This window comes from Streptomyces venezuelae, assembly GCF_008642275.1.
Classification (GTDB): Bacteria; Actinomycetota; Actinomycetes; order Streptomycetales; family Streptomycetaceae; genus Streptomyces; species Streptomyces venezuelae_E.
In genome coordinates, this window is record NZ_CP029189.1 from 7,483,367 (window position 1) to 7,504,409 (window position 21,043).

At 74.8% G+C, this 21,043-nt stretch carries 17 protein-coding genes and 1 pseudogene; 10 read left to right on the plus strand and 8 right to left on the minus strand.

All coding sequences use genetic code 11. The features are described from left to right. Positions 1-201 precede the first annotated feature (201 nt). From DEJ51_RS33165 to DEJ51_RS33185, 5 genes are all read left to right on the plus strand, one after another. Complete coding sequence (locus DEJ51_RS33165) at positions 202-1,419, plus strand: sensor histidine kinase (protein WP_150261309.1); 1,218 nt, start codon at positions 202-204, stop codon at positions 1,417-1,419. Next, positions 1,416-2,099 carry a response regulator gene (locus DEJ51_RS33170; protein WP_150261310.1) on the plus strand — a complete coding sequence of 228 codons (684 nt, stop codon included), beginning with the start codon at positions 1,416-1,418 and terminating at the stop codon, positions 2,097-2,099. The genes DEJ51_RS33165 and DEJ51_RS33170 overlap by 4 nt, the downstream gene beginning before the upstream one ends. 143 nt (positions 2,100-2,242) lie before the next feature. Further along, positions 2,243-2,473 (plus strand): hypothetical protein, encoded by a 231-nt coding sequence (locus tag DEJ51_RS33175; RefSeq protein WP_150261311.1) that lies wholly within the window; start codon positions 2,243-2,245, stop codon positions 2,471-2,473. A 57-nt stretch (positions 2,474-2,530) separates the two neighbouring features. Further along, complete coding sequence (locus DEJ51_RS33180; RefSeq protein WP_150261312.1) at positions 2,531-3,214, plus strand: hemerythrin domain-containing protein; 684 nt, start codon at positions 2,531-2,533, stop codon at positions 3,212-3,214. 125 nt (positions 3,215-3,339) lie between these two features. Further along, positions 3,340-4,251 (plus strand): TIGR03619 family F420-dependent LLM class oxidoreductase, encoded by a 912-nt coding sequence (locus tag DEJ51_RS33185; protein ID WP_150261313.1) that lies wholly within the window; start codon positions 3,340-3,342, stop codon positions 4,249-4,251. Between the two features lie 19 nt (positions 4,252-4,270). Here the strand turns inward: DEJ51_RS33185 and DEJ51_RS33190 are convergent, their stop codons facing one another. Together DEJ51_RS33190 and DEJ51_RS33195 are read right to left on the minus strand one after the other, a co-directional pair. Continuing rightward, entirely contained in the window at positions 4,271-7,681 is a 3,411-nt protein-coding gene (locus tag DEJ51_RS33190; RefSeq protein WP_190620830.1) for a BTAD domain-containing putative transcriptional regulator, read from the minus strand. A gap of 110 nt (positions 7,682-7,791) precedes the next feature. Then, positions 7,792-8,970 carry an FAD-dependent oxidoreductase gene (locus DEJ51_RS33195; protein WP_150261315.1) on the minus strand — a complete coding sequence of 393 codons (1,179 nt, stop codon included), beginning with the start codon at positions 8,968-8,970 and terminating at the stop codon, positions 7,792-7,794. A 233-nt stretch (positions 8,971-9,203) separates the two neighbouring features. Between DEJ51_RS33195 and DEJ51_RS33200 the strand changes: the two genes are divergently transcribed. Both DEJ51_RS33200 and DEJ51_RS33210 read left to right on the plus strand, forming a co-directional pair. After that, entirely contained in the window at positions 9,204-12,083 is a 2,880-nt protein-coding gene (locus DEJ51_RS33200) for a TIM-barrel domain-containing protein (protein WP_263411726.1), read from the plus strand. Positions 12,084-12,550: 467 nt separating this feature from the next. Further along, a complete protein-coding gene (locus DEJ51_RS33210; protein WP_150261317.1) occupies positions 12,551-13,456 on the plus strand; it encodes a LysR family transcriptional regulator in 906 nt (301 codons plus the stop codon). Here DEJ51_RS33210 and DEJ51_RS33215 read toward each other — a convergent pair. Together DEJ51_RS33215 and DEJ51_RS33220 are read right to left on the minus strand one after the other, a co-directional pair. Then, positions 13,403-14,722 (minus strand): annotated as a pseudogene (locus tag DEJ51_RS33215) (MFS transporter); the annotation flags it as partial. The gene DEJ51_RS33210 and the pseudogene DEJ51_RS33215 overlap by 54 nt on opposite strands. Further along, a complete protein-coding gene (locus tag DEJ51_RS33220; RefSeq protein ID WP_150261318.1) occupies positions 14,719-15,318 on the minus strand; it encodes a TetR/AcrR family transcriptional regulator in 600 nt (199 codons plus the stop codon). The pseudogene DEJ51_RS33215 and the gene DEJ51_RS33220, both read right to left, overlap by 4 nt. Positions 15,319-15,519: 201 nt before the next feature. Between DEJ51_RS33220 and DEJ51_RS33225 the strand changes: the two genes are divergently transcribed. Further along, positions 15,520-15,762 carry a DUF6158 family protein gene (locus DEJ51_RS33225; protein WP_150261319.1) on the plus strand — a complete coding sequence of 81 codons (243 nt, stop codon included), beginning with the start codon at positions 15,520-15,522 and terminating at the stop codon, positions 15,760-15,762. A gap of 22 nt (positions 15,763-15,784) precedes the next feature. Here DEJ51_RS33225 and DEJ51_RS33230 read toward each other — a convergent pair whose 3' ends face one another. The 3 genes from DEJ51_RS33230 to rpmG are packed head-to-tail and all read right to left on the minus strand — an operon-like array spanning position 15,785 to position 17,382. Further along, complete coding sequence (locus DEJ51_RS33230; protein ID WP_150261320.1) at positions 15,785-16,927, minus strand: CobW family GTP-binding protein; 1,143 nt, start codon at positions 16,925-16,927, stop codon at positions 15,785-15,787. Further along, complete coding sequence (locus tag DEJ51_RS33235) at positions 16,924-17,172, minus strand: type B 50S ribosomal protein L31 (RefSeq protein WP_150261321.1); 249 nt, start codon at positions 17,170-17,172, stop codon at positions 16,924-16,926. The genes DEJ51_RS33230 and DEJ51_RS33235 overlap by 4 nt, the downstream gene beginning before the upstream one ends. Positions 17,173-17,217: 45 nt before the next feature. Beyond that, on the minus strand, positions 17,218-17,382 hold the full coding sequence (gene rpmG, locus DEJ51_RS33240) for a 50S ribosomal protein L33 (protein ID WP_150261322.1): 165 nt from the start codon (positions 17,380-17,382) through the stop codon (positions 17,218-17,220). A 109-nt stretch (positions 17,383-17,491) separates the two neighbouring features. Here rpmG and DEJ51_RS33245 point away from each other — a divergent pair, with 109 nt between their 5' ends. Then, positions 17,492-18,073 carry a TetR/AcrR family transcriptional regulator gene (locus DEJ51_RS33245; protein WP_150261323.1) on the plus strand — a complete coding sequence of 194 codons (582 nt, stop codon included), beginning with the start codon at positions 17,492-17,494 and terminating at the stop codon, positions 18,071-18,073. Positions 18,074-18,096: 23 nt separating this feature from the next. Then, positions 18,097-19,644: an MFS transporter gene (locus DEJ51_RS33250; protein ID WP_223836089.1), complete on the plus strand. Its 1,548-nt coding sequence runs from the start codon at positions 18,097-18,099 to the stop codon at positions 19,642-19,644. Here DEJ51_RS33250 and DEJ51_RS33255 read toward each other — a convergent pair. Beyond that, positions 19,607-20,986 (minus strand): helix-turn-helix domain-containing protein, encoded by a 1,380-nt coding sequence (locus tag DEJ51_RS33255; RefSeq protein ID WP_150261324.1) that lies wholly within the window; start codon positions 20,984-20,986, stop codon positions 19,607-19,609. The two genes, DEJ51_RS33250 and DEJ51_RS33255, sit on opposite strands and share 38 nt — an antisense overlap. Positions 20,987-21,043 lie beyond the last annotated feature (57 nt).

Below are 21,043 nucleotides of genomic sequence, written 5' to 3' on the forward strand. Positions count from 1 at the left end.
GGGTCCGGGGATGATCCGCACCCCGGGACCAGGGTCCGCCCGCCCGCGCCGACCAGGACCCAGGTCCTGGTCCGGGCCCCGACCGTGGTCGGGCGGCCGGCGGGACCGCCGGTGCCAGAATGGGTCTCGACCACCGGGGATCAGGACCGGCGGCACGGGGGCGGGCACGGACGCGGCATGGGTGTGGGCAGGGACGGGGTCATGCGTACGGATACGCAGAGGCATACGGATACCGGTGCGGCCGGGGGCGCGGAGAGCGAAGAGGACCGGGGCCACTGGACGCGCAACGACGCGCTCGTCGCGGTGGCCGCGGCTGCCGCCGACCTCGTTGGCTTCTCCCTGAGCACGCTCACCGAGGGCGGCACCCTGAGCGTCACCGCGGCGGTCCTGCTGGTGGTCTCGGCGATGACCCTGCTGGCCCGGCGCGTGCGCCCGCTGCCCGTGCTGGCCGCGATCCTGGCCGTCGGGGTGCTGGTGAACCTGGCGGCGCCGCAGTCCCCGCACTTCACCCTCGGCCTGACGATCGGCCTCTACACGGTGGCCCGGACGCACCGACCCGCCGTCGTCGCGGCGGCCGCGGCCGCGTCGGCGGTCCTCGCCTCCGCCGGGCAGAGCGGATGGCCGCTGCCCTTCGGCTGGTGGGGACTGGCCGGAAGCGCCACCGCGGCCCTCATCACCGTCGCGGCGGCCTGGGCGGTCGGACGCCGGCAGCGGGAGGTCGCCGCCCACCGCACCCGGCTCGCCGACCGGGCGGTGGCCGCGGAACGCCGCCGGATCGCGCGCGAACTGCACGACATCGTCGCCCACCACATCACCACCATGCAGCTGATGGCCGGCGGGGCGCGGGCCAACCTGGCGTACGACCCCGAGGCGTCCCGGGAGGCGCTGGTCACCCTGGAGGACTCCGGGCGGATGGCGCTGCGCGAGATGCGCCAGCTCCTCGACGTACTCCGGGCGGGGGAGGAACCGGAACAGACCCCGCCGGCGCCGCAGCCCGGGGCGGACGATCTCGGCCGGATCATCACCGAGTCCCGGCTGGCCGGAACGGAGACCGAGTTCACCGTGGACGGGCCGGTCCGCCCGCTCCCGCCGACCGTGGGCCTCACCGTCTTCCGGATCGTCCAGGAGGCCCTGACCAACACCCGCAAGCACGCAGGCCGGGCGCGGGCTCACGTACGCCTCACGTACCGCGGGGACGAGGTGGGCGTGGAGGTGCGTGACGACGGAGTGGGAGCGCAGGCACCGCCCGCACGCCCCACGGCGCACTCCGGGTACGGTCTGATCGGTATGCACGAGCGGGTCGCCCTGCAGGGCGGAACCCTGGAGGCGGCCGCCCTCGCCGGTGGCGGATTCCGGGTCGCGGCCCGGATCCCCCTCCCGGTCCACGACACCGCCCGAAGAGAGGAACCGCACGGATGATCCGTGTACTCATCGCCGACGACCAGCCGCTGGTCCGGCGTGGCCTGGCCCTGATCCTGGGCCCCGACCCGGAGTTCGAGGTCGTGGGCGAGGCCGAGGACGGAGCCCGGGCGGTGGCCCTGGCCCACGGGCTACGGCCCGACGTGGTCGTCATGGACATCCGCATGCCGGTCATGGACGGGGTCAAGGCCACCGAGGAACTCGCGCGCACCCTCCCGGAGACCCGCGTCCTGGCCCTGAGCACCTTCGACATGGACGAGTACGTGGTCGCCGCCCTGCGGGCCGGCGCGTACGGCTTCCTGCCGAAGGACATCTCCCCGGAGGAGCTGATCGCCGCGGTCCGCATCGTCCACACCGGCGAAGCCGCCGTAGCGCCGAGGCTGCTCAGCCGGCTCCTCTCCGCCTACGTACGGACCCCCGCGCAGCCACGGCCGTGGACGTCCGGGACCCCCCTCGAACTCACCCCCCTCGAACTCACCCCGCGCGAACTGGAGATCTGGCGGCTCATGGCCACCGGCCTGGGCAACGCCGAGATCGCCGCGGAACTGGACATCAGCGTCTCCACCGTCAAGAACCACATCACCGGCGTCTTCGGCAAGCTGGGCGTCCGCGACCGCGCGCAAGCGGTGATAGCAGCCTACGAATCGGGCCTGGTGGCGGCCGGCAGCGGGAGCGGTTGATCACCAAGTGCCCCCAAGACGACCGGATTCCTCCTGCCGACCGCACGTCTGACCAGCCGGAACACTGGACGATTCGCCCGTGCGCACACGGGCCGGTCCATGGCACAGTGCGAGGAGTCCGACCGCACGACCAGGGAGCCTCCATGCGCGATCCGCACGCCACGCCGCTCGCGGCCGCCCCCGAGTGCCTGCCGGCTCCCCGCCCGCTGCCCGACTGCCCGGTGTGCGCGGACCCACCGGAACGCATCTCCTGGCGCCAGCGCCCGGGCCGGCCGGTGACCCTGGTCTTCGACCCCTGCGGCCACCGCTGGTCCTCCCCGGCGCCACCGGTCCTGGCGGTCACCCCACCGCTCCCGCCCCTCCCACCGTCCTGAGGGCCGTGGCAAGTCGGTTGCAAGTGCGGTGCAACCGGCCTGCGAAGACTGGTCCTCATGAACGCGAACAACCCCTCCGATACCGCCGTCCACCCCTACACCCGGGAGATGGCGATGATCCACCAGGTGTTCCGCCGCGAGTCGCGCCTCCTGGCCGAACTCGTCCAGGAGGTCCGCCCCGCCGACACGGCCCGCGCCCGCATCCTCGCCGAACACTGGCGCCTCTACTCCGTCGGCCTGCACACCCATCACACCGGCGAGGACGAGATGCTCTGGCCGGTCCTGCTGCCCCACCTGGACCTCGACGCCGAGCAGGTCCTGGCGATGGAGGCACAGCACCACGCGCTCGCCGAAGGGATCGCCGAGGTGCAGCGGCTGATGGACCGCTGGGAGGCGCAGGCCCGGCCCGAGGACCGCGACGAACTCGCCGAGGCGCTGCGTACGCACCACCGGCAGCTGTGCGCCCACCTCGACGAGGAGGAACGGGAGGTCATGCCGATGGTCGCCCTCCACGTGAGCGAGGAGCAGTGGCACGCGCTGGGGGAGCGGGGCCTCGCCGAGACGCCGCGGAACCGGCTGATGATCGCCCTGGGCGCCATCCTGGAGGACAGCTCGCCCGAGGAGCGGCAGGAGTTCCTCGGCCGGCTGCCCCTCCCGGCCCGGGTGCTGTGGAGGCTCCTCGGCCGGCGCCAGTACCGCCGCGAGACCGCCCGGATCCGCGGCGGGCACACGGCCGCCTGACGTGCCGTGCCGTCCGGGTCCGGCCGCCCGCCCCCGAGGCCCGCGGCCGGATCCGCGCCCGGCCCACCACGCCCACGCCCGCTCCCACCCCCTCCCGCCCCGTACCGATCGAGGAACTCCCACCGATGCGCATCGGATTCTCCGTGCCCCAGTTCGGCCCGTTCGCCGACCCCGACCGCACCGCCGCGATGTGCGCGGCGCTGGAAGCACTCGGCTGTCACAGCCTCTGGGTGGCCGACCGGCTCCTGGCCCCGCTCGACCCGCCCGAGGGCTACCTCGGCGGGCAGCAGATGCCCGCCCGGTACGGCACCCACCTCGACCCGCTCCTGACCCTGGGCCTGGCGGCCACCGCCACCGAGCGCGTGCGGCTGGGCAGCAGCACCCTCAACGCCCTGTGGCAGCCGCCCCTCGTACTCGCCCGGGCGCTGACGACCCTCGACCTGATCAGCCACGGACGCCTGGACGTGGGCATCGGGCTGGGCTGGATGCGTGAGGAGTACGAGGCCGCCGGAGTGCCCTGGCGGGGCCGCGGAGCCCGGCTGGAGGAGACCCTCGACGTCCTCGAAGCCGTATGGTGCTGCGATCCGGTCTCGCACACCGGTCCCCTGTGGACCATCCCCGAGTCGACCGTCCTGCCCAAACCCAGGCAAGGACCGAGGCCGCCGATCCTGCTGGGCGGCTTCACCCCGTACGCCCTGGAGCGGGTCGGCAGGCGCGCCGACGGCTGGCTCGCGGCCTCGATGCCCCTGCCCTTCTTCCACGCGCTCTGGGCCGTGGCCGTCGAGGCCGCCGAACGGGCGGGCCGGGACCCGGCGGAGCTGCGCCGGGTGTTCCGCGTCAACCCGGACATCACCACGGCCGCGGCCGACCCCGCGGAGACCCACCACCGCGGGACCGTGCGCCAGATCTGCGACCACCTTGCGCGGATGTGCACGGCGGGGACCGACGAGGTGCTCGTGGACCTCCAGCTGACGACGGACTCGCCCGAGGAGTACCTGGACCTCGCGGCGGCGTTCATGGCAGCACTCGCCGGTTAGCCCCTGCCCCCGGCCACTCCTACGCGGGCGCCGGCGGCAGTGCGGCCAGCCCGGACCGCGCCGCGCCCGCCCAGTGCGGGGAGTCCCACGCGGCGGCCACGCGGGCTGCCTCAAGGTAGTGCTCCCGGGCCTGTTCGGGACACTCCAGGAACTGGGCCAGTTCGCCCAGGGTCTGGGCGACGGGCCGGAAGACGAGGCTGAGGCTGCTCGCACTGCCCGCCAGCCCGCGCAGGGGCAGCAACTCCTCGTAGACCCCGGCCGCCGCCGCCCGGTCGCCGAGGGTGATGGCGGCCCTGCCGCGCAGCGCCGCCAGGATGGAGAAGCAGAAGTCCCGCCGGATCGGCACGCGCCGGGCGAACACCTCGCGAGCCGTGTCGGGGCGGCCCGCCGCGTGCAGCGCGAGAGCGGTGATGGCCTCGTTGAGGGGCTGGTACTGCTCCCACACGGCGAGCAGTACGGGCAGCACCTCGGTGATCCGGCCCTGCTGCAGCCGGATGCACCCGACGGCCAGCGCCGCCAGCCCGCTGAGGTCCACCGCCCCGCGCGCCCGCAGCTCCGCCACCGCCGTCCCCAGGTCCCGCTCCGCGTCGTCGAAGCGCCCCTGGGCCATGGCGAGCAGGGGGCGGCGCAGCTGGGCCACCGCGAGCGCGCCCTGCAGCTCGTACGTGCGGGCGATCTCGTCCCCTCGTACGAGGCACCGCTCCATCGCCGCCGGGTCGTTGCGGGCGGCCGCGATGCGTGCGGCGATGTAGGCCGTCATCCAGGAGTACTCGGGGCTGTCCTGGGACTCGGCCACCAGGCCGAGTTCCCGGTGGAGCTCCAGGTAGGTCCCGGGTTCGAGTTCGCAGTCGACCCGGCGCAGCATCGACGCCAGCGTCAGGCCGCGCAGCCGGGGCTCGTCCAGGGTGCGGGCCAGCTCCACGGCCTGCCGGGACACGGCCACGGCGCGGGGATCGGTGTCGTCGAGCGCGTCGGCCAGCTGGTCGAGGAGCAGGCACCGCTGCCGGTCGGTCGGACCGGGTCCCTCCAGCAGCCTCCCGAGTTCCTCGACGGCCTCGGGGTCCGACGCCGCGTACGCACGGACACGCCAGGGCGTCGGTTCGGTCCAGGTCGTGTAGGCGGCGGTCAGCAGGTCGGCGCGGCCCTCCCCACGGGCCACCCGTACGGCCTGCTCCTGCGCCTCGCGGGCGGGTACGACGGCCCCCATCCGGATGCGGCAGTCCACCAGCTGGCCCAGCAGCATCACCCGCAACTCAGCGGGGTCCTGGTCGGCGAAGGCCGCCGGATGGTCGGCGAGCAGCCCGAGGGCGGCGGTCAGCAGGACCTCGGCATTCTGCGGGGCGTAGCGGCGCACCGCCTGCTCGCCCGCCAGCCGCGCGTGGTGGACCGCGGGCCCGGCGTCGGAGGTCACGACCGGGGCCGCCCGCAGCAGGTGGTGGGCCGTCGTGGCGACGTCGTCCGAGCCGAGGGCGATCAGGGCCCTGCCCAGACGGGAGTGCATCCGGGCCAGCCGCAGGCGGGTGAGGTCGCCCTCCAGGGTGTCCCGCACGAGGGCGTGGGTGAACCGCACCGTGCCCGGACGCGGCTCGGTCAGCAGTCCGGCGGTGACACCCGCGTCCAGGGCGTCGAGGAGCTGCTCGGCGTCGCCGTCCGAGGCGCGCACCAGCAGGGCCACCGCGGCCTCGCGGCCGGCGACGGCCGCCAGGCGCAGGCCGGCCGTGACGGTCGGCGCGAGCAGGGCCAGCCGGCGGCGCAGCACGTCCTGGACCCCCTGCGGCACGCGGGCCAGCGCCCGCTGCTCGCCCTCGCCGGCCAGCAGCAGCGAACTCTCGCGAAGGTAGAAGGGATTGCCCCCGGCCCGTTCGGCCAGGGCCGCGGCCGCGTGCTCGCTCATACCGGCCGTGCCGCGCCGCAGCAGCTCCTTCGCCTGGACGTCCGAGAGACCGCCGAGCGCCATCCGTACGGGCGAGCAGGCGGCCAGGCGGGCCAGCGCCCCCGTCAGCTCGCCCTCGCCGGTGCGGTACGAGCCCACCAGCAGCAGGGGTACGTCGCGCAGCTGCTCGGCGCAGAGCAGGAACAGTTCGATGCTCTCCTGGTCGCCCCGGTGCAGGTCGTCCAGCACGATCGCCAGCGGCTGTCGCAGAGCCGTGTCGCGCAGCCAGCCGAGCAGCGCCCGGTGCAGGCGGAAGCGCCGGGCCGGGCTGCCGTCCGGCTGCCCGGAGTCCCCTTCGGTGCCCGGAGCCAGGAGCGGAGCGAGTTCACCGGCGTACGGGCCCGGCGGTGCGGCCTCCGCCAGTTCCGGCAGCATGTCGAACCAGGCCCGGCCGGGCGGGGCGCCGTCGGTCTCCGGGCAGTGCCCGGACCCCACCAGCCAGCCCTGCTCGGGCAGTTGCCGGACGGCGGCGTCCAGCAGGCTCGACTTGCCGATGCCGGCCTCACCACTGACCACGACCACCTGGGCCCGGCCGTCCCGGGCCCGGTCCGCCGCGGCGGCGAGCCCGGCGAGCTCCACGTCGCGGCCCAGGAGCCGGTCGGCCGCCAGCAGCGTCGGCGTCCCGCCTCCGCGCGCGGCGGCGGGGGCCGCGGCCGGGGCCGGGCGGCGCGCCGCCACCACGGTGTTCGCCACGCCGGCGGGGGCGGCGGCCGGGGCCGGCGCCCCGGTCGCCCGGTGCAGCGGCTCCAGACGCTGGTGCAGCAGGGCCTGTTCCAGCTCCAGCAGAGCGGGCCCCGGCTCGACGCCGAGTTCCTCGTCGAGGACGTGCCGGGCCCGCCGCAGGGCGGCCAGGGCGTCCCCCTGGCGGTCACGGGCCCACAGAGCGAGGGCCAGCAGCCGCCAGCCCTCCTCGTGCAACGGCTGTTCCCGGGTCAGCGCGCCCGCGTCGGCGAGCGCCTGAGCGGCCTGCCCGCAGCCCAGCCGGGCCGCGGCGAGCCGTTCGCGGGCGCTGCGGTGCACTTCCTCCAGCCGGGCTCGCTCACCGGCGGTCCACGGCTCGTCCGAGAACTCCGCGTACGGCTGTCCGCCCCACGCGGCGAGCGCGCCGGCCAGGCCGTCGGCGGCGAGGCGGGCCGCCAGGCCGGCGTCCGAGCAGGCCGCCACCCGGCTCTCGAACGCCCAGGCGTCCACGGCGTCCTGTTCCACGGCGAGGGCGTAGCCGTAGGGCGCGCTGACCAGGAGCCGTGCAGGCGTACGCGGGGCCCGTCCCGGTTCGAGGGTGCGCCGCAGACGGGCGATGTAGGCATGGAGGGAGGACTGGGCGCTCGACGGGACGCGCGTCGGCCACAACCGCTCGATGATCCGTTCCGTGGGGACCACCGCTCCACGGGCGAGGAGCAGTTGGACCAGGACCATCCGTGCGAGCCGGCCGCCCGCGTCGACCTCGCGGCCGTCCACCTCGACCCGGAGCGGGCCGAGCACCTTCAGACTGATCATGACAAGAACATCGTAACCGGCCCCCACCTCCCGACCGCCGCACGGACACCGGGCCGGCTCCTGCGGAGCCCGCCCGACCCGCGCCTCTTCCTGCCTCCCGGTGAACGGCGTCAGACGCCGCGGGCCCGTCCGGCGCGGGGGCCGGCGACCGCCTCGGCGAGCAGTCGGCGGCCGGCCGCGGTGGTGAGAGCGCCCCGTAGTGCGGTGTCCCGCACGGCACGGGCGGGCGCCGAGCGCAGGGTCCATGCGCGGGTGGCCAGGTCGGTGCGGGCGAGGACGCCCAGCGCGTCGGCGCGGCGGTCGCGGCGCCAGGCGGCGAGACCGGCGTCGGCGGGGCCGCCGCGGGCGGTGGCCGCGGGCAGGACGGCGGCGAGCGAGACGGCGTCGCGCAGGCCGAGGTTGAGCCCCTGGCCGCCGATCGGGCTGCACACGTGGGCGGCGTCACCGAGCAGCAGCACCCGCCGCCGCCCGCCGTGCGCGGCGAGACGCCGGTGGGTGCGGAAGGTACTGCTCCAGCGGCATTCGCGGACCGCCGCCGTCCATCCGCGGGCCGCCGCCTCGGCGGCGATCCCCTCGGGGCCGCCCGTGTCGCCGCCCGCCACCCGGCCGTGCGGCAGGTGCAGTACGACCCGGGCCCAGCCGTCGAGGTGCATGGGGAGCACGACGAGCAGGCCGCGCGGACCGCCGACCATGTGGACCCGGGCCGGATCCAGTGAGGGATCCTCCACGCGCAGGTCGGCGAGCTGCCAGGCGCCGGCGTACGTCCGGCCGCGGAACGCGGTGCCGGCCAGGGCGCGCAGGGTGCTGGAGGCGCCGTCGGCCGCCACGACCCAGCGGGCGCGCACCGGACCGAGGGTGTCGGACCGTACGGTGACGCCGTCGGCGTCCTCGTCGACCGACCGGACGGCGGTCGAGCGGTGCACGCGCACCCCCGTGCGCTCGGCCTCCGCGGCGAGCAGACCCTCGGTCGCGCACTGCGGCACGGTGAGGATGTACGGGTACGGGGAGCGCAGCCGGGCCAGGCCGAAGCCGCCGAGCCGGCGCCGCCCCGACCACATCTCCACCGTGTCCACGCGCCGGCCGAGCGGGAGCAGGGATTCCGCCAGTCCGCTCGGGGCGAGTGCCTCCAGGGTCCGCGCGTGCAGGTCCGTCGCACGGGACTCGGTGACCGGACCGGGGCGGCGTTCCAGCACCACCACACCGAGACCGGCCCGGGCGAGCAGCAGTGCGGCGCTCAGCCCGACCGGTCCCGCCCCCACCACGGCCACGTCGAAGTCGTCTCCCGCCATGCCCGGCACTCTATCGGGGTCGCCGCGACACCTGACAGATGCTCAAAGTTGCTTCATGCAGCTCTATTTCGAGCACCATCTTTCATTATGGCCCGCCGGAGCGCTATCTTGCCGGGAGCATGCCAAGGAGCTGTGTCCGTCTCCCGGACCGCACGAGGAGCTGCCCCATGAGACTGCCAGGCATCCACAGGAGCCAGGGTCGGCAAGGCCCGTCAGGCAGCCCGGTCCACACGGTGCGGCGCAGGCACAGGCGGCGCACCCCGGCCGCCGCCGTGCTCGCCGCCGCCCTCGCCGTGGCCGGTCTGGCCGCCGCCGGACCGGTCGCCTTACCCGCAACCGCCTCCGCCTCCGCCTCCGCATCCGCAACCGCCTCCGCCTCCGCCTCCGCATCCGCAACCGCCTCCGCATCCGTCTCCGCCCCATCCGGAGCCACCGCGACCGCGGGCGACGTCACCGCGTTCACCCGCTCCGGGAACACCTTCACCGTCACGGGCTCCGGCGGAGCCAAGGCCCGCGTGGTCGTCGCCCGCGCCGACATCTTCCGCCTCTGGCTCTCGCCCGACGGGTCCTTCACCGACGACCCGGCCGGCACCGACCTCGCCCCCACCACCGACTTCGGCCCCGTGACCACGAGCTGGTCGGACGCCGGCGCGTACTACCGGATCACCACCGGATCCCTCTCCATCCGGGTCGACAAGAAGCCCCTGCGGTTCTCCGTCTACCGCGCCGACGACACCACCCCCGTCTGGCAGGAGACCCGGCCCACCAGCTGGACCGGCGGCCGGACCACCCAGTACCTGGCCCGGGGAGCGGACGAGCAGTTCTACGGCACCGGCCTGCGCCTCGGCGAGTGGGCGCTGCGCGGCAGGACCGTACCGATCGCCGTCGACAACAAGTGGCGCGAGAACGACAACGCCAGCCCCGCCCCCTTCTACATGTCCACCAACGGCTACGGCGTCATGCGCAACACCTGGGCCCCGGGCTCCTACGGCTTCGACGCGCCGACCACCCTCACGCACGACGAGAAGCGCTTCGACGCCTGGTACTTCACCGGTGACTCCCTCAAGTCCGTGCTCGACGCCTACACCGACGTGAGCGGGAAGCCGTTCATGGCGCCGATGTGGGGCTTCGAGCTCGGCAACGCCGACTGCTTCAACGCCTCCAACCCCGACTACCAGGGCGAGCACAACCGGCTCCGCCACCAGCGGACCCCCGACGTCGTCGGCTACGCGACCGACGCCCGGGCCGCCGACATGCCCTCGGGCTGGTTCCTGCCCAACGACGGCTACGGCTGCGGTTACACCGCACCCCTCAAACCGACGGTGGACGCCCTGAAGGCCAAGGGCTTCCAGACGGGCCTGTGGACCTCCACCGGCCTCGGCTCCATCGCCGACGAGGTGGGCACGGCCGGCAGCCGGGGCGTGAAGACCGACGTCGCCTGGATCGGCAGCGGCTACAAGTACGCCTTCGACGGCGTGCGGCAGGCGGTGGAGGGCATCGAGAAGAACTCCGACGCCCGCCGGTTCGTCTGGACCGTCGACGGCTGGGCGGGCACCCAGCGCAACGCCGTCGTCTGGACCGGCGACACGTACGGCACCTGGGACGACATGCGCTGGCACGTCCCCGCCATCACCGGAGCGGGTCTCTCCGGCCTCAACTACGCGGCCGGCGACGTCGACGGCATCTTCGGCGGCAGCCCGAAGACGTACACCCGGGACCTCCAGTGGAAGGCCTTCACCCCGGCCTTCATGACGATGTCGGGCTGGGGCGCGACCGGCCCGGCCGCCGGCTATCAGGACAAGCAGCCCTGGCGCTTCGCCGAGCCGTACCTGTCCATCAACCGCACGTACCTGCAGCTGAAGATGCGGCTGATGCCGTACCTGTACACGATGAGCCGCGTCGCCCACGAGAGCGGCGTGCCCAGTACCCGCGCCATGGTCCTGGAGTACCCCGACGACCCGGTCGCCCGCGGCAACCTCACCAGCGGCCAGTTCATGGCCGGCGACTCCTTCCTCGTCGCGCCCGTCGTCTCCGACACCTCGGTCCGCGATGGCATCTACCTCCCGGCCGGGACCTGGACCGACTACTGGACGGGCCGGACCTACGCGGGCCCGGGCTGGCTGAACGGGTACCGGGCGCCGCTCGACACCCTGCCGCTCTTCGTCAAGGGCGGCGCCGTCGTACCGATGTGGCCGCAGATGAACTACACCGGCGAGAAGCCGGTCTCCACCCTCACCTACGACATCCACCCGCGCGGTGCCTCCTCCTTCAGCCTCTACGAGGACGACGGCCGCACCCGCGCCCACGAGTTGGGCGCCTACGCCCGTCAGCGCGTCGACGTCACCGCCCCGACGGCCGGCTCCGGTACGGTCACCGTCTCCGTGGGCGCCCCCACCGGCGAGTACACCGGCAAACCGGCCTCCCGCGGCTACGAGTTCACCCTGCACGTGGCCGGCGCACCCGCCTCCGTCACCCGGGACGGGACCCCCCTGCCGGGCCTGGCCTCGAAGGCCGCCTACGACGCCGCCTCCTCCGGCTGGTACTTCGACCCGGAGGACCGCGCCGGAGTCCTCTGGATCAAGACGCCCCGCACGGCGGGCGCGTTCAGCGTCTCGGCCACCGGCACCGCCGTCCCCGCGGCCGCTGCCCTGCCCTCGTCCGGGCCGATCGACCGGTCGGCCTGGTCCCTGGTCCACGCCGACAGCGAGGAGACCGCCGCCGAGAACGGCGCGGCCGCGCACGCCTTCGACGGAAACCCGGCCACCCTGTGGCACACGGCCTGGTCGTCGGCGAAGCCCGCCCCGCTCCCGCACGAGATCCAGCTCGACCTCGGTGCCCGCCACGTGGTGGACGGCCTCGGCTACCTGCCCCGCCAGGACGGCGGCGTCAACGGCAGGATCGGCGGCTACGAGGTCTGGCTCTCCGACACCACCGCCGACTGGGGGGTACCCGTGGCGCGTGGCACCTTCACCGACACCGCGGCCCCCAAGACCGTGGCCCTCACCCCGAAGAGCGGACGCTACCTGCGCCTGAGAGCACTGACCGAGGCGGGCGGCCGCGGCCCCTGGACCAGCGCCGCCGAGATCACCCTCACCGGCCGGCCCGCCCCCTGACCGCCTCAGCCCCCGAGATCGCCGAGCACGGCCCGGCACTCCCGCCGGGCCGGCTCGCCCAGCAGCCCGCCCCACCAGGGACGCGCCCGGTGAACCGGTCCCGCAGGGCCGCCTCCTCACAGGCGAGCGCGGGACACGGGGCCGCCCGGTCGCGGGCGGCGTACGCGTACACGATCTCCCCGGCCTCCTAGACCTCCTCGCCGATCACGGCGGCCGGTTCGGCCCGCCGGGCGAGCGGCAGCAGGGCGGTGGGGAACCCTCCGTACCGCAGGCCGCGTGGCACAGGCCCGCCCGCCGCAGTGCGGGCCGGACGGGTCGACACCCGGACCCGCCCGCGCCTGGGTTCCGGACCCCGTGGCACGGGCGGGGCCGGGTTGCCGCCCGGGCCTGCATCGATCTTGATCCCGTCCAACACCCAAGTCAATCCTCCGGTTTGCTCCCCGGATCCAAGCGATACCTTGGGTCTCATGACCCTCGACGACCTCCGTGTGTTCGTGGCCGTCTGCCGCGCCGGCAGTCTCAGCGCCGTGGCCCGCGACCTCGGCCGCACCCAGTCGGCCGTCAGCCAGCACGTCCGCCGCCTGGAGAAGCAGACCGGCACGAGCCTTCTGGAGCGCCACGCCCGCGGCGTCGTCCCCACCGAGGCCGGCCGCATCCTCCAGACGGCGGCAGCCGACGGCATCGCCGGACTCGACGGCGCCCTGCGCCGCGTGGAGGACCTCGTCCGCGGTGGCGGCACCGTCCGCGTCACCACCGGCGGGACGACGGTGCGGCACTTCATGTCCGAGGCCGTCGTCACCTTCCGCCGCCGCCACCCCGAGGTGAACCTGGAGTTCCAGACCGAGAACTCCGGCCGCCGCTGCTTCGACGCCCTCGCCGCCGACGCCCTCGACCTCGCCTGGATCACCATCGGCGGTCCGGTCCGCGGCATCGAGCTGCACCCCGTCATGGAACTGCCCTGGGTGCTCGCCGTCGGCGCCGACGACCCCCTCGCCGCCCGCACCCGTATCGACCCCGCCGACCTCGCCGGCGTCCGTCACATCCGGCTGCCCGAGAACTCCGCCTCCCGCGCCCACCTCGACGCCGCCTTCGCCGCATCCGGCATCCGGGTCACCTCCGGCACCGGCGTGGCCGACTGGGACACCGCCCTGCTGCTGGCCGAACTAGGCCTCGGACACGCCGTCGTGCCCGCGCTGCCCGGCTGGCAGGTCCCCGGCTCCGACGGCCCGCTGCGCCTCGTGCCGATCCCCGCCCTGCCGCCGCTCGCGGTCGGCTGGGCCGTCCGCCGCTGGGCCGCCCTGGCCCCGCCCGCCCTGGCCTTCGCCGACGAGGTCGCCCGCAGCTGCCGGGCGCGCGCGGCCGGGCAGCAGTGATGCCGTCACCAGCCCCGCGGCCGTCAGTACGGTCAGCGCCACGAGCGGCGAGCCGTGCGGCCCGGAGCCCGCGGCGACGGCGATCCCGAGGGCCGGACCGACGTTCATGGCCGTCTGCTTGAGCCCGCCGACGACCCCGGCGTAACCGGCCGGCGCCTCGCCGACCACCGCCCCGGTGGCCGTGACCATGACGGTGGTGAAACCGGCGCCGAGCACCCCGAAGGCCACCGCGGACGCGGAGCCGAGCCCGGCGATCCCGGCGACGACCAGCGCCGTCCCGGCGAGCGCGGTCCGGCGCGCACCGAACCGGCGCAGAGCCAGGCCCGCCACCGGGGCCCCCGCCACCATCAGCGCCGTCAGCGGCAGCACCCGTACGCCGGTGGCGAACGGGTCCAGCCCCTCGACGTCCTGGAGGTGGAACGTGGCCGTGAACAGCGCCCCGAACATGCCCGCGGAGACGATCAGCAACAGCCCGATCGAGGCCGTCACCGCCGTGGACCGGGCCACGGCGCGCGGTACGAAGGGCTGCGCCGCCCGCCGCTCGCGGCGTACGAACAGGGCCCCGAGCCCGGCGGCGGCCCCGAAACCGACGAGGGTGGGCGCGCTGGTCCACCCGTACTCGGGCACGCCGACCAGCGCGTGCACGAACACGGCGAGGGCGGTGGCGAGCAGGGCGGCGCCGGTGAGTTCGAGCCGCCCCCGTTCCGCCCGGGGCAGGGCGGGGGTCCGTACGGCGAGCGTGAGCGCGGCGATCACCAGGGCCACCGGCACATTGACCACGAACACCGCCCGCCAGTCCCACCGGGCGACCAGCACACCGCCGAGCAACGGACCGGCCGCCGCGGCCAGTCCGATCGCGCTGGTCCGCACGGCGACCGGAGTGGCGAGCCGGTCGGGCGGGTACGCGAGCCGCAGCAGCGCCAGCGTCGCGGGCTGCAGCAGGGCGCCGAACACACCCTGCGCGGCGCGCAGCGCGATCACCCAGCCCACACCGGGCGCGAGGACGATGCCCGCGGAGGCCGCGGCGAAGCCGAGCACGCCGACCAGGAGCAGCCGGGAATGCCCGTACCGGTCACCGAGGCGCCCGGCCACGACCAGGAAGGCGGCCACGGCCAGCAGATAGGCGGTACTGGTCCACTGGACCTGCGCCACGCTCGCTCCCAGGTCGCGCCGCAGGCTCGGCTGGGCCACGGTCAGCACGGTGCCGTCCAGTGCGACGAGCATGGCTCCCGCCACGCTGACGAGCAGTGAGATCCGCTGCCTCATACGGGCTCCGGCCCGAGGTGCGCGTCGACGGCGGCGCCGATGAGGCGTCCGACGCCGTCGGCGGCCGCGCCGCCGAGGACGAGCGGCAGGCTGCCCCAGCGCCACAACTGCGCCACCCCGTGCAGATTGGCCCACAACGCGGCGGCGGTGATGGAGGGTTCGGCCGCCCCGCACCGGCCGACGAGCGTCACGAGGAGCTCGAACATCGGGAGCGTGGACTCGCGCAGCCGCGGCCCCTCGGAGGGACCCTGGCCCGTACTGTCCAGCAGGTCGTGCCGGAACATCAGCGCGAACATCCCCGCGTGCTCCAGCGCGTAGCCGACGTAGGCGGACCCGACCGTCCGCACCCGCTCCCGCGGGGTCAGGTCCGGCGCGCCGACCGCCGCCGCGACGCGCACGCCGAGATCCTCGAACCCGCGCCGGGCGATCGCCGACAGCAGGGACTGGTGGGTGGGGAAGTACCGGCGCGGCGCCCCGTGCGAGACACCCGCCCGGCGGGCGATCTCCCGCAGCCCGACAGCGCCGGCGCCCTCGCTCAGCACGAGTTCCACACCCACGTCGATCAGCCGCTCCCGGAGCGGTCTCTCCTGGTCCATGGCCACTGTCTACCAGGGCGCGTAGACACTGTCTACTGGTTGGGAGGCGCGTCCACGCCCTCCCCCTGCCGTCCGTGGCCCGACGCGGCCCGTCAGGCCACGGGCCCCGGAGGCCCGGTCCGGAGGTGCGGGGGATGATGGAGTGGCCGGGGAGGTAGGCCACGTACGATCCCGCGGCCCGGCGGAGGAGGTGCACGTGCCATGACGGAGCACAACGGCGGTCCGGCGGCGCAGAAACTGGAGGAGGGCCGGCTGCTCAAGGAGCTGGAGGCCATCCACCGCACGCGCCACGAGACCCTGTTGCACGGGTCCGACGACGCCCTGGTCACCCATACGAAGCGGATGAACGAGCTGGAGCACGAGTACGTACGCCGCCACCCGCAGCGGGCCCAGACCGCGGGCCGCACCCGCTCGGGAGCACGCGCACGCAGCACCGGAGACTAGGCCGGGCCGGGCCCGGGAGCGGTCAGGAGGCGGGGTCGAGGAAGGCTCCGAAAGCGGTCGGCAGGCGCTTCCAGGCCTCGGGACCGGCGGCGAACTCGGCGTCGGTCAGCAGGCACGAGTCGAGGAGCCCGGCCAGCCGTTCACGGTCGAGGCCGGGTGAGGTGAAGGCCAGGTGCTGGCGGCGGTCGCCGTGCTCGGGGTGCCAGCCCAGCGCGGCCGCCGCCCTGCGCACGGGAGGCACCAGCTCCCATGCCGCGTCCGGCAGCGAGGCCAGCCACGGGCCGCTGTTCTCCACGCGGAGCGCGCCGCCCGCGGCGTCCCAGGCCAGCAGGGTGTCGGGGCGGTCGGCGAGCCAGAAGCGGCCCCGGCTGCGGGCGGCAGCGGCCGCGAGGTCCTCCAGGGCCTCGTAGAGCCGCTCCGGGTGGAACGGGCGGTGGCGGTGCCAGACGAGCGTGGCGACCCCGGCCTCGTCCGCCTCCTGCGGCAGCAGCGCGCAGGCCGGATGCTGGGCGGCGGCCGCCGCCTCGGTGTCGAATCCGGCGAAGGCGGCGCGCGCCAGCGCGCCGGACCCCGCCGGCACCCGGCGCGCGGTCGGGTGCAGCTGGGCCAGCAGGGCGCGGTCCTCGTCGGCCGCGTCCGCGCCGCCGACGAGCGCGAGGACGGGCGCGTACTCCAGCTGCCGGGCCCAGGTGTCCCCGACGGTCCGCCGGTCGGTGGGGGCCGCGGCGAGCCCGGCGTCCGCGAGGTCGTCCCCGTTGGCGAGGTACGCCAGGACGAGGGCGGGGTCCACGGCGGTGATCACACCGGTGAGGTCCAGGGCTTCGCCGCCGTGGGCGGTCACCACCTCGGCCATGGCGCGCGGTTCGACGGAGTCCCACAGTTCGACGACGGCGAGCCGGGTCAGCCCGTCCGCGGCGAGGCGCCGCAGCTCCGGGAGCAGGTCCTCGCGCAGCGCGCAGCACGCGCAGTCGTTCACGAGCGGGGCCTCGCCCCGGGACAGCTCGCCCGCGGCGTCCCGCACCAGGCGCCGTACGGTCCCCCCGGCCGCCGTGCCGAGGTCGTGGTGCACGGCCACGCTGCCCGGTACGGCGGCCAGCAACTCCCGCACCGCGCTGCGGCGGGCGTCGCCGTGGAGCCCGCCGACGATGACGACGGGCAGGGTCACGGCTTGCTCCCGTAGCGGCGCTGGAAGCGCTCGACGCGGCCGGCGGTGTCCAGGACGCGGGCGGTGCCGGTGTAGAAGGGGTGGCTCCGCGAGGAGATCTCGACGTCGACGACGGGGTAGGTGCGGCCGTCCTCCCACTCGACCGAGCCGTTGCCGGTGGCGGTCGACCGGGTGAGGAAGGCGAAGCCGGCGGCCTTGTCGCGGAAGACGACGGGGCCGTAGGCGGGGTGGATTCCGGGCTTCACGGTGCGCTCCTTCGGGTGGGGTGGGAAGGCGGTGGGAGGTGCGGGTCAGCGCTCTTCGCGGTGGTCGACGTGCCGGCGGACGACCGGGTCGAACTTGCGCAGCACCATGCGGTCCGGGTCGTTGCGACGGTTCTTGCGGGTGACGTAGGTGTGGCCGGTGCCCGCGGTGGAGCGGAGCCTGACGATCGGTCGTGTTGCGTTGCGTGCCATGCGGGCAGTATACGGAAATGAATCCCATTTTCAATAGAGAATCATGCGTGAACATTCTTTGCCTCGGATGAGACAATCTTGTATCGTTCGAGGCTGAGGAGGCTCACACATGGTGCACGAACATGAACTGCTGGACGGGGCGGCCCGCGTCCTCGCCGGCGATCACAGCGCCTCGATGGTGCAGATCGCCGCCGGCATCGGCACCAGCCGCGCCACGCTGAGCCGCCGCTACGCGACCCGCGAGGCCCTGCTCAAGGCCGTCGCCGTCCGGGCGATCGAGGTCGTCGACGGGTGCCTGGCGCCGCTCGACCTGACCCCCGGCGCCGACGCGGCCGCCTTCGACGCCGCCATCGAGGACCTGGTCGTCGCCCTGATGCCCGCCGCGCACCTCTACGGCTTCACCTCGCGCGACGCCACCGTCCTCGCGGACCCGGAGTTCCGGGCCGGAGTGGACCGGCAGGACCAGCAGGCGGTGGCCTTCATCGCCCTCGGCCAGCGACTGGGCCGGCTGCGCGCGGACCTGCCGCCGTACTGGATCTGGTACTCGCTCTGGGGTCTGCTCGACGCGGCCGCCGAAGGAGTGCGCGACGGCCACTTCGCCCCCCGCCAGATCGGCCACCTGGTGCTGACCTCCTTCCTCAGCGGGACGCGGCCGCTCACGCAGCCCCCCTCCGGCGCTACCGCGCCCTGAAGCTCCCCCCTCCCGTGCGCACCGTGCGCACCTCCGAACGGAACCTCATGCACACCCCCGCGCAGGCCCCGCACAGGTGGATCGTCCTGGCGATCCTCTCCGGCAGCCTCCTGCTCATCTCCATGGACACCACGATCCTCAACGTGGCCTTCCCCTCGCTCGTCGGCGACCTCCAGCCGGGCGCCGTACAGCAGCTGTGGATCATCGACGTCTACGCGCTGGCCCTGTCCGGACTGCTGGTCACCGCGGGCGCGCTCGGTGACCGCTGGGGGCGCAAGCGGCTGCTCATGGCGGGCTTCGGCATCTTCTCGCTCGCCTCGCTCATCGCCGTGTTCTCCACGGAGGCCTGGCACGTCATAGCGGCCCGCGCCCTGCTCGGCATCGGCGGCGCGGCCATCATGCCCTCCACCGTGTCGATCCTGCGCACCGTCTTCACCGACGCCAAGGAGCGCGCCTTCGCGCTCGCCGTCTGGGCGGCCGTCTTCGGCGGTGGCATGGCCTTCGGGCCGGTCGTCGGCGGACTCCTGGTCCAGGACTACGGCTGGCACTCCGCCTTCCTCCTCAACCTGCCCGTCGCCGCCGTCATCGTCGCGGCCGGCCTGCGCTACCTGCCCGAATCGCGCTCCCCGCGCAGCAGCGGCACATGGGACTGGTGGGGCGTCGGCCAGTCCGTCGTCGGCATGCTCGCCCTCGCGGGCGGAATCAAGCAGCTCGGCAAGAGCGGCGTCGGCGACCCCCTGCCCTGGACCCTGCTCCTGATCGCCGCCGCCCTGCTGACCGTCTTCGTCCGCCGCCAGCTGCGCCTGGACAACCCGCTGCTGCAGGTACGGCTGTTCGCCAAGCCCGCCTTCAGCGTCGCCGCCACCGCGATCTTCCTGCCCATGGTGGGCATGGGCGCGATCCTGTTCCTCGTCACCCAGTGGTTCCAGTACGGCGAGGGCTACACCCCGCTGGAGGCCGGAGTGCGCCTGCTGCCGGCCCCGCTCGCCCTGATCGCCGCATCGATGGTGGCCCCGTCCCTCATGCACCTGTTCGCCATCCGCCACGTGCTCGGCGCCGGACTGGTGGTCCTGGCCGTCGGAATGGCCCTGCCCTGGACCTTCCAGCAGTTCACCGAACTCGGCTACCCGGCCTTCGCCGCCGCCCTGACGGTGATGGGCCTGGGGGCCGGCCTCGCCACCACCGTGGCTTCGGTGACCCTGGTCTCCGCCGCGCCCGCCGCCGAGGTGTCCAGCGCCGCCGCCATCGAGGAGACCTGCTACGAACTCGGCTCGGCCATGGGTGTCGCCGTCCTCGGCTCCACCGCGGCCGCGCTCTACCGGGGCAACCTGCCCGCCCTCGACCTGGACGGCCCGAGCGCCGCCGCCGTGCGGGGCTCCGTCGGCGAGGCCGCGCACACCGCCGAACGCCTCGGCGGCGCCCTCGGGCAGGCCCTGCTCGACACCGCCTCGCACGCCTACACCCTGGCGATCACCCCGGCGTTCCTGCTGGCCGCCGTCCTCGCGGTCACCGCGGCGGCCACGACCTGGACGCTCATTCCGCGGGACCTGCAGCCCACCGAGAACCACTGACCGGGGCGGGCCGCGGCCCGGGTGCGGCGGGCGCCGGGCCGAGCGTGGTGGTGCCGGGCGCCGCCCGGTGCCCCAGGCCCGTGCGGTACGCGTCCATGGCCGCCTCGACCCGGCCCGTGCGCCGCAGCAGATCGCCCAGCAGCCGGCACAGGTCCGCGAGATCACCGGTCGCCCCGCTGCGCTCCAGCAGCGCCAGCGCCTGGACGTAGTGCTCCTCGGCGGTCTCCCACTCACCGCGCTCCTCGGCCATCAGGCCGAGGAGCCGGTGCGCGCCGCCCGCGTGGACCGCGCCGTGGCTGTCCCCGAGCTCCAGCAGGGCCGAGAGGAGCCCGGCGGCCTCCTCGTACCGGCCGAGCTGGCGCAGTACGTCCGCCAGCTCCACCTCCACCTGTGCCGTGTAGAGCCCGGCGCGGCGAGCCGACAGCATGTCCCGCGCGATGCGCAACTCGCGTTCTGCCGAGGCGAGTTCGCCGTTCTGTGCCTGTACGTAGCCGCGCATCCAGTGGCAGTGCGCCAGATCGGTCCGCAGCCGCAGCTGCCCGTAGATCTCCTGGGCCTTCGCCAGTGAGGCGTCGGCGTCCGCCACCCGCCCCCCGGCCAGGAAGGTCCGGGCCACCTGCCGGTGCATGCCCGCCACCAGCGCCGGATCGCCGACCTGCGGAGCCAGCGAGAGCGCGAGCTCGGCGGCGCGGGCGGCGCGGGCATGGGCCCCCATGTCCAGGTACGGCCCGATGATCGCGGCGTTGAGCAGCACCAGTGCCTCGGGATCCGCCAGCCCGCTCGCGCCCAGCTCGTCGATGGCGGACTCGAGCAGGTAGCACGCGTAGCGGAGCTCACCCGCGAGGAGGTGCGCGACGGCCCGGCCGCGGATCGGCCGGGCCCGGCGGGGGAGGGGCTCGTCCGCGAGCAGGCGTTCGGCCGCTTCGAAGTGGGCGATCGCGGCCGGCAGCTCACCGGACTCCAGCGCACACTCCCCGAGCCCGAGCCGGGCTTCCGCCTGCTCGGGGACCAGCCCGAGCTCCTCGGCCTCGGCGAACAGCCGCCGGTAGCGCCCGGCGGCCTCGTCGGCCGCGCCCGTGGCGAGCGTCTGCTGGGCGTCGGTGAGGGCGAGGCGCAGCTCGGTGGCCAGGTGCGCCGGGCGCCCGGTGGCGAGCTCCTCGTACGAGGTGCCCAGGCGGGCGGCCAGGAAGCGCAGCGCCGTCTCGGAGGGCCGGACCTTGCCCGACTCCAGCGTGGAGATATAGGCCGAGGTGTACGAGGGCTCCGCCAACTGCCGCTGCGTCAGGCCGCGTTCCCCGCGCAGGCGCTGAACCCTGCGGCCGATCCGGGCCGGTTCGTCCATGAAGTCCCCCTGGTCGCTCGAACTCCCCAGTATTCAGGGGGAGCAGGCATTGCGCAC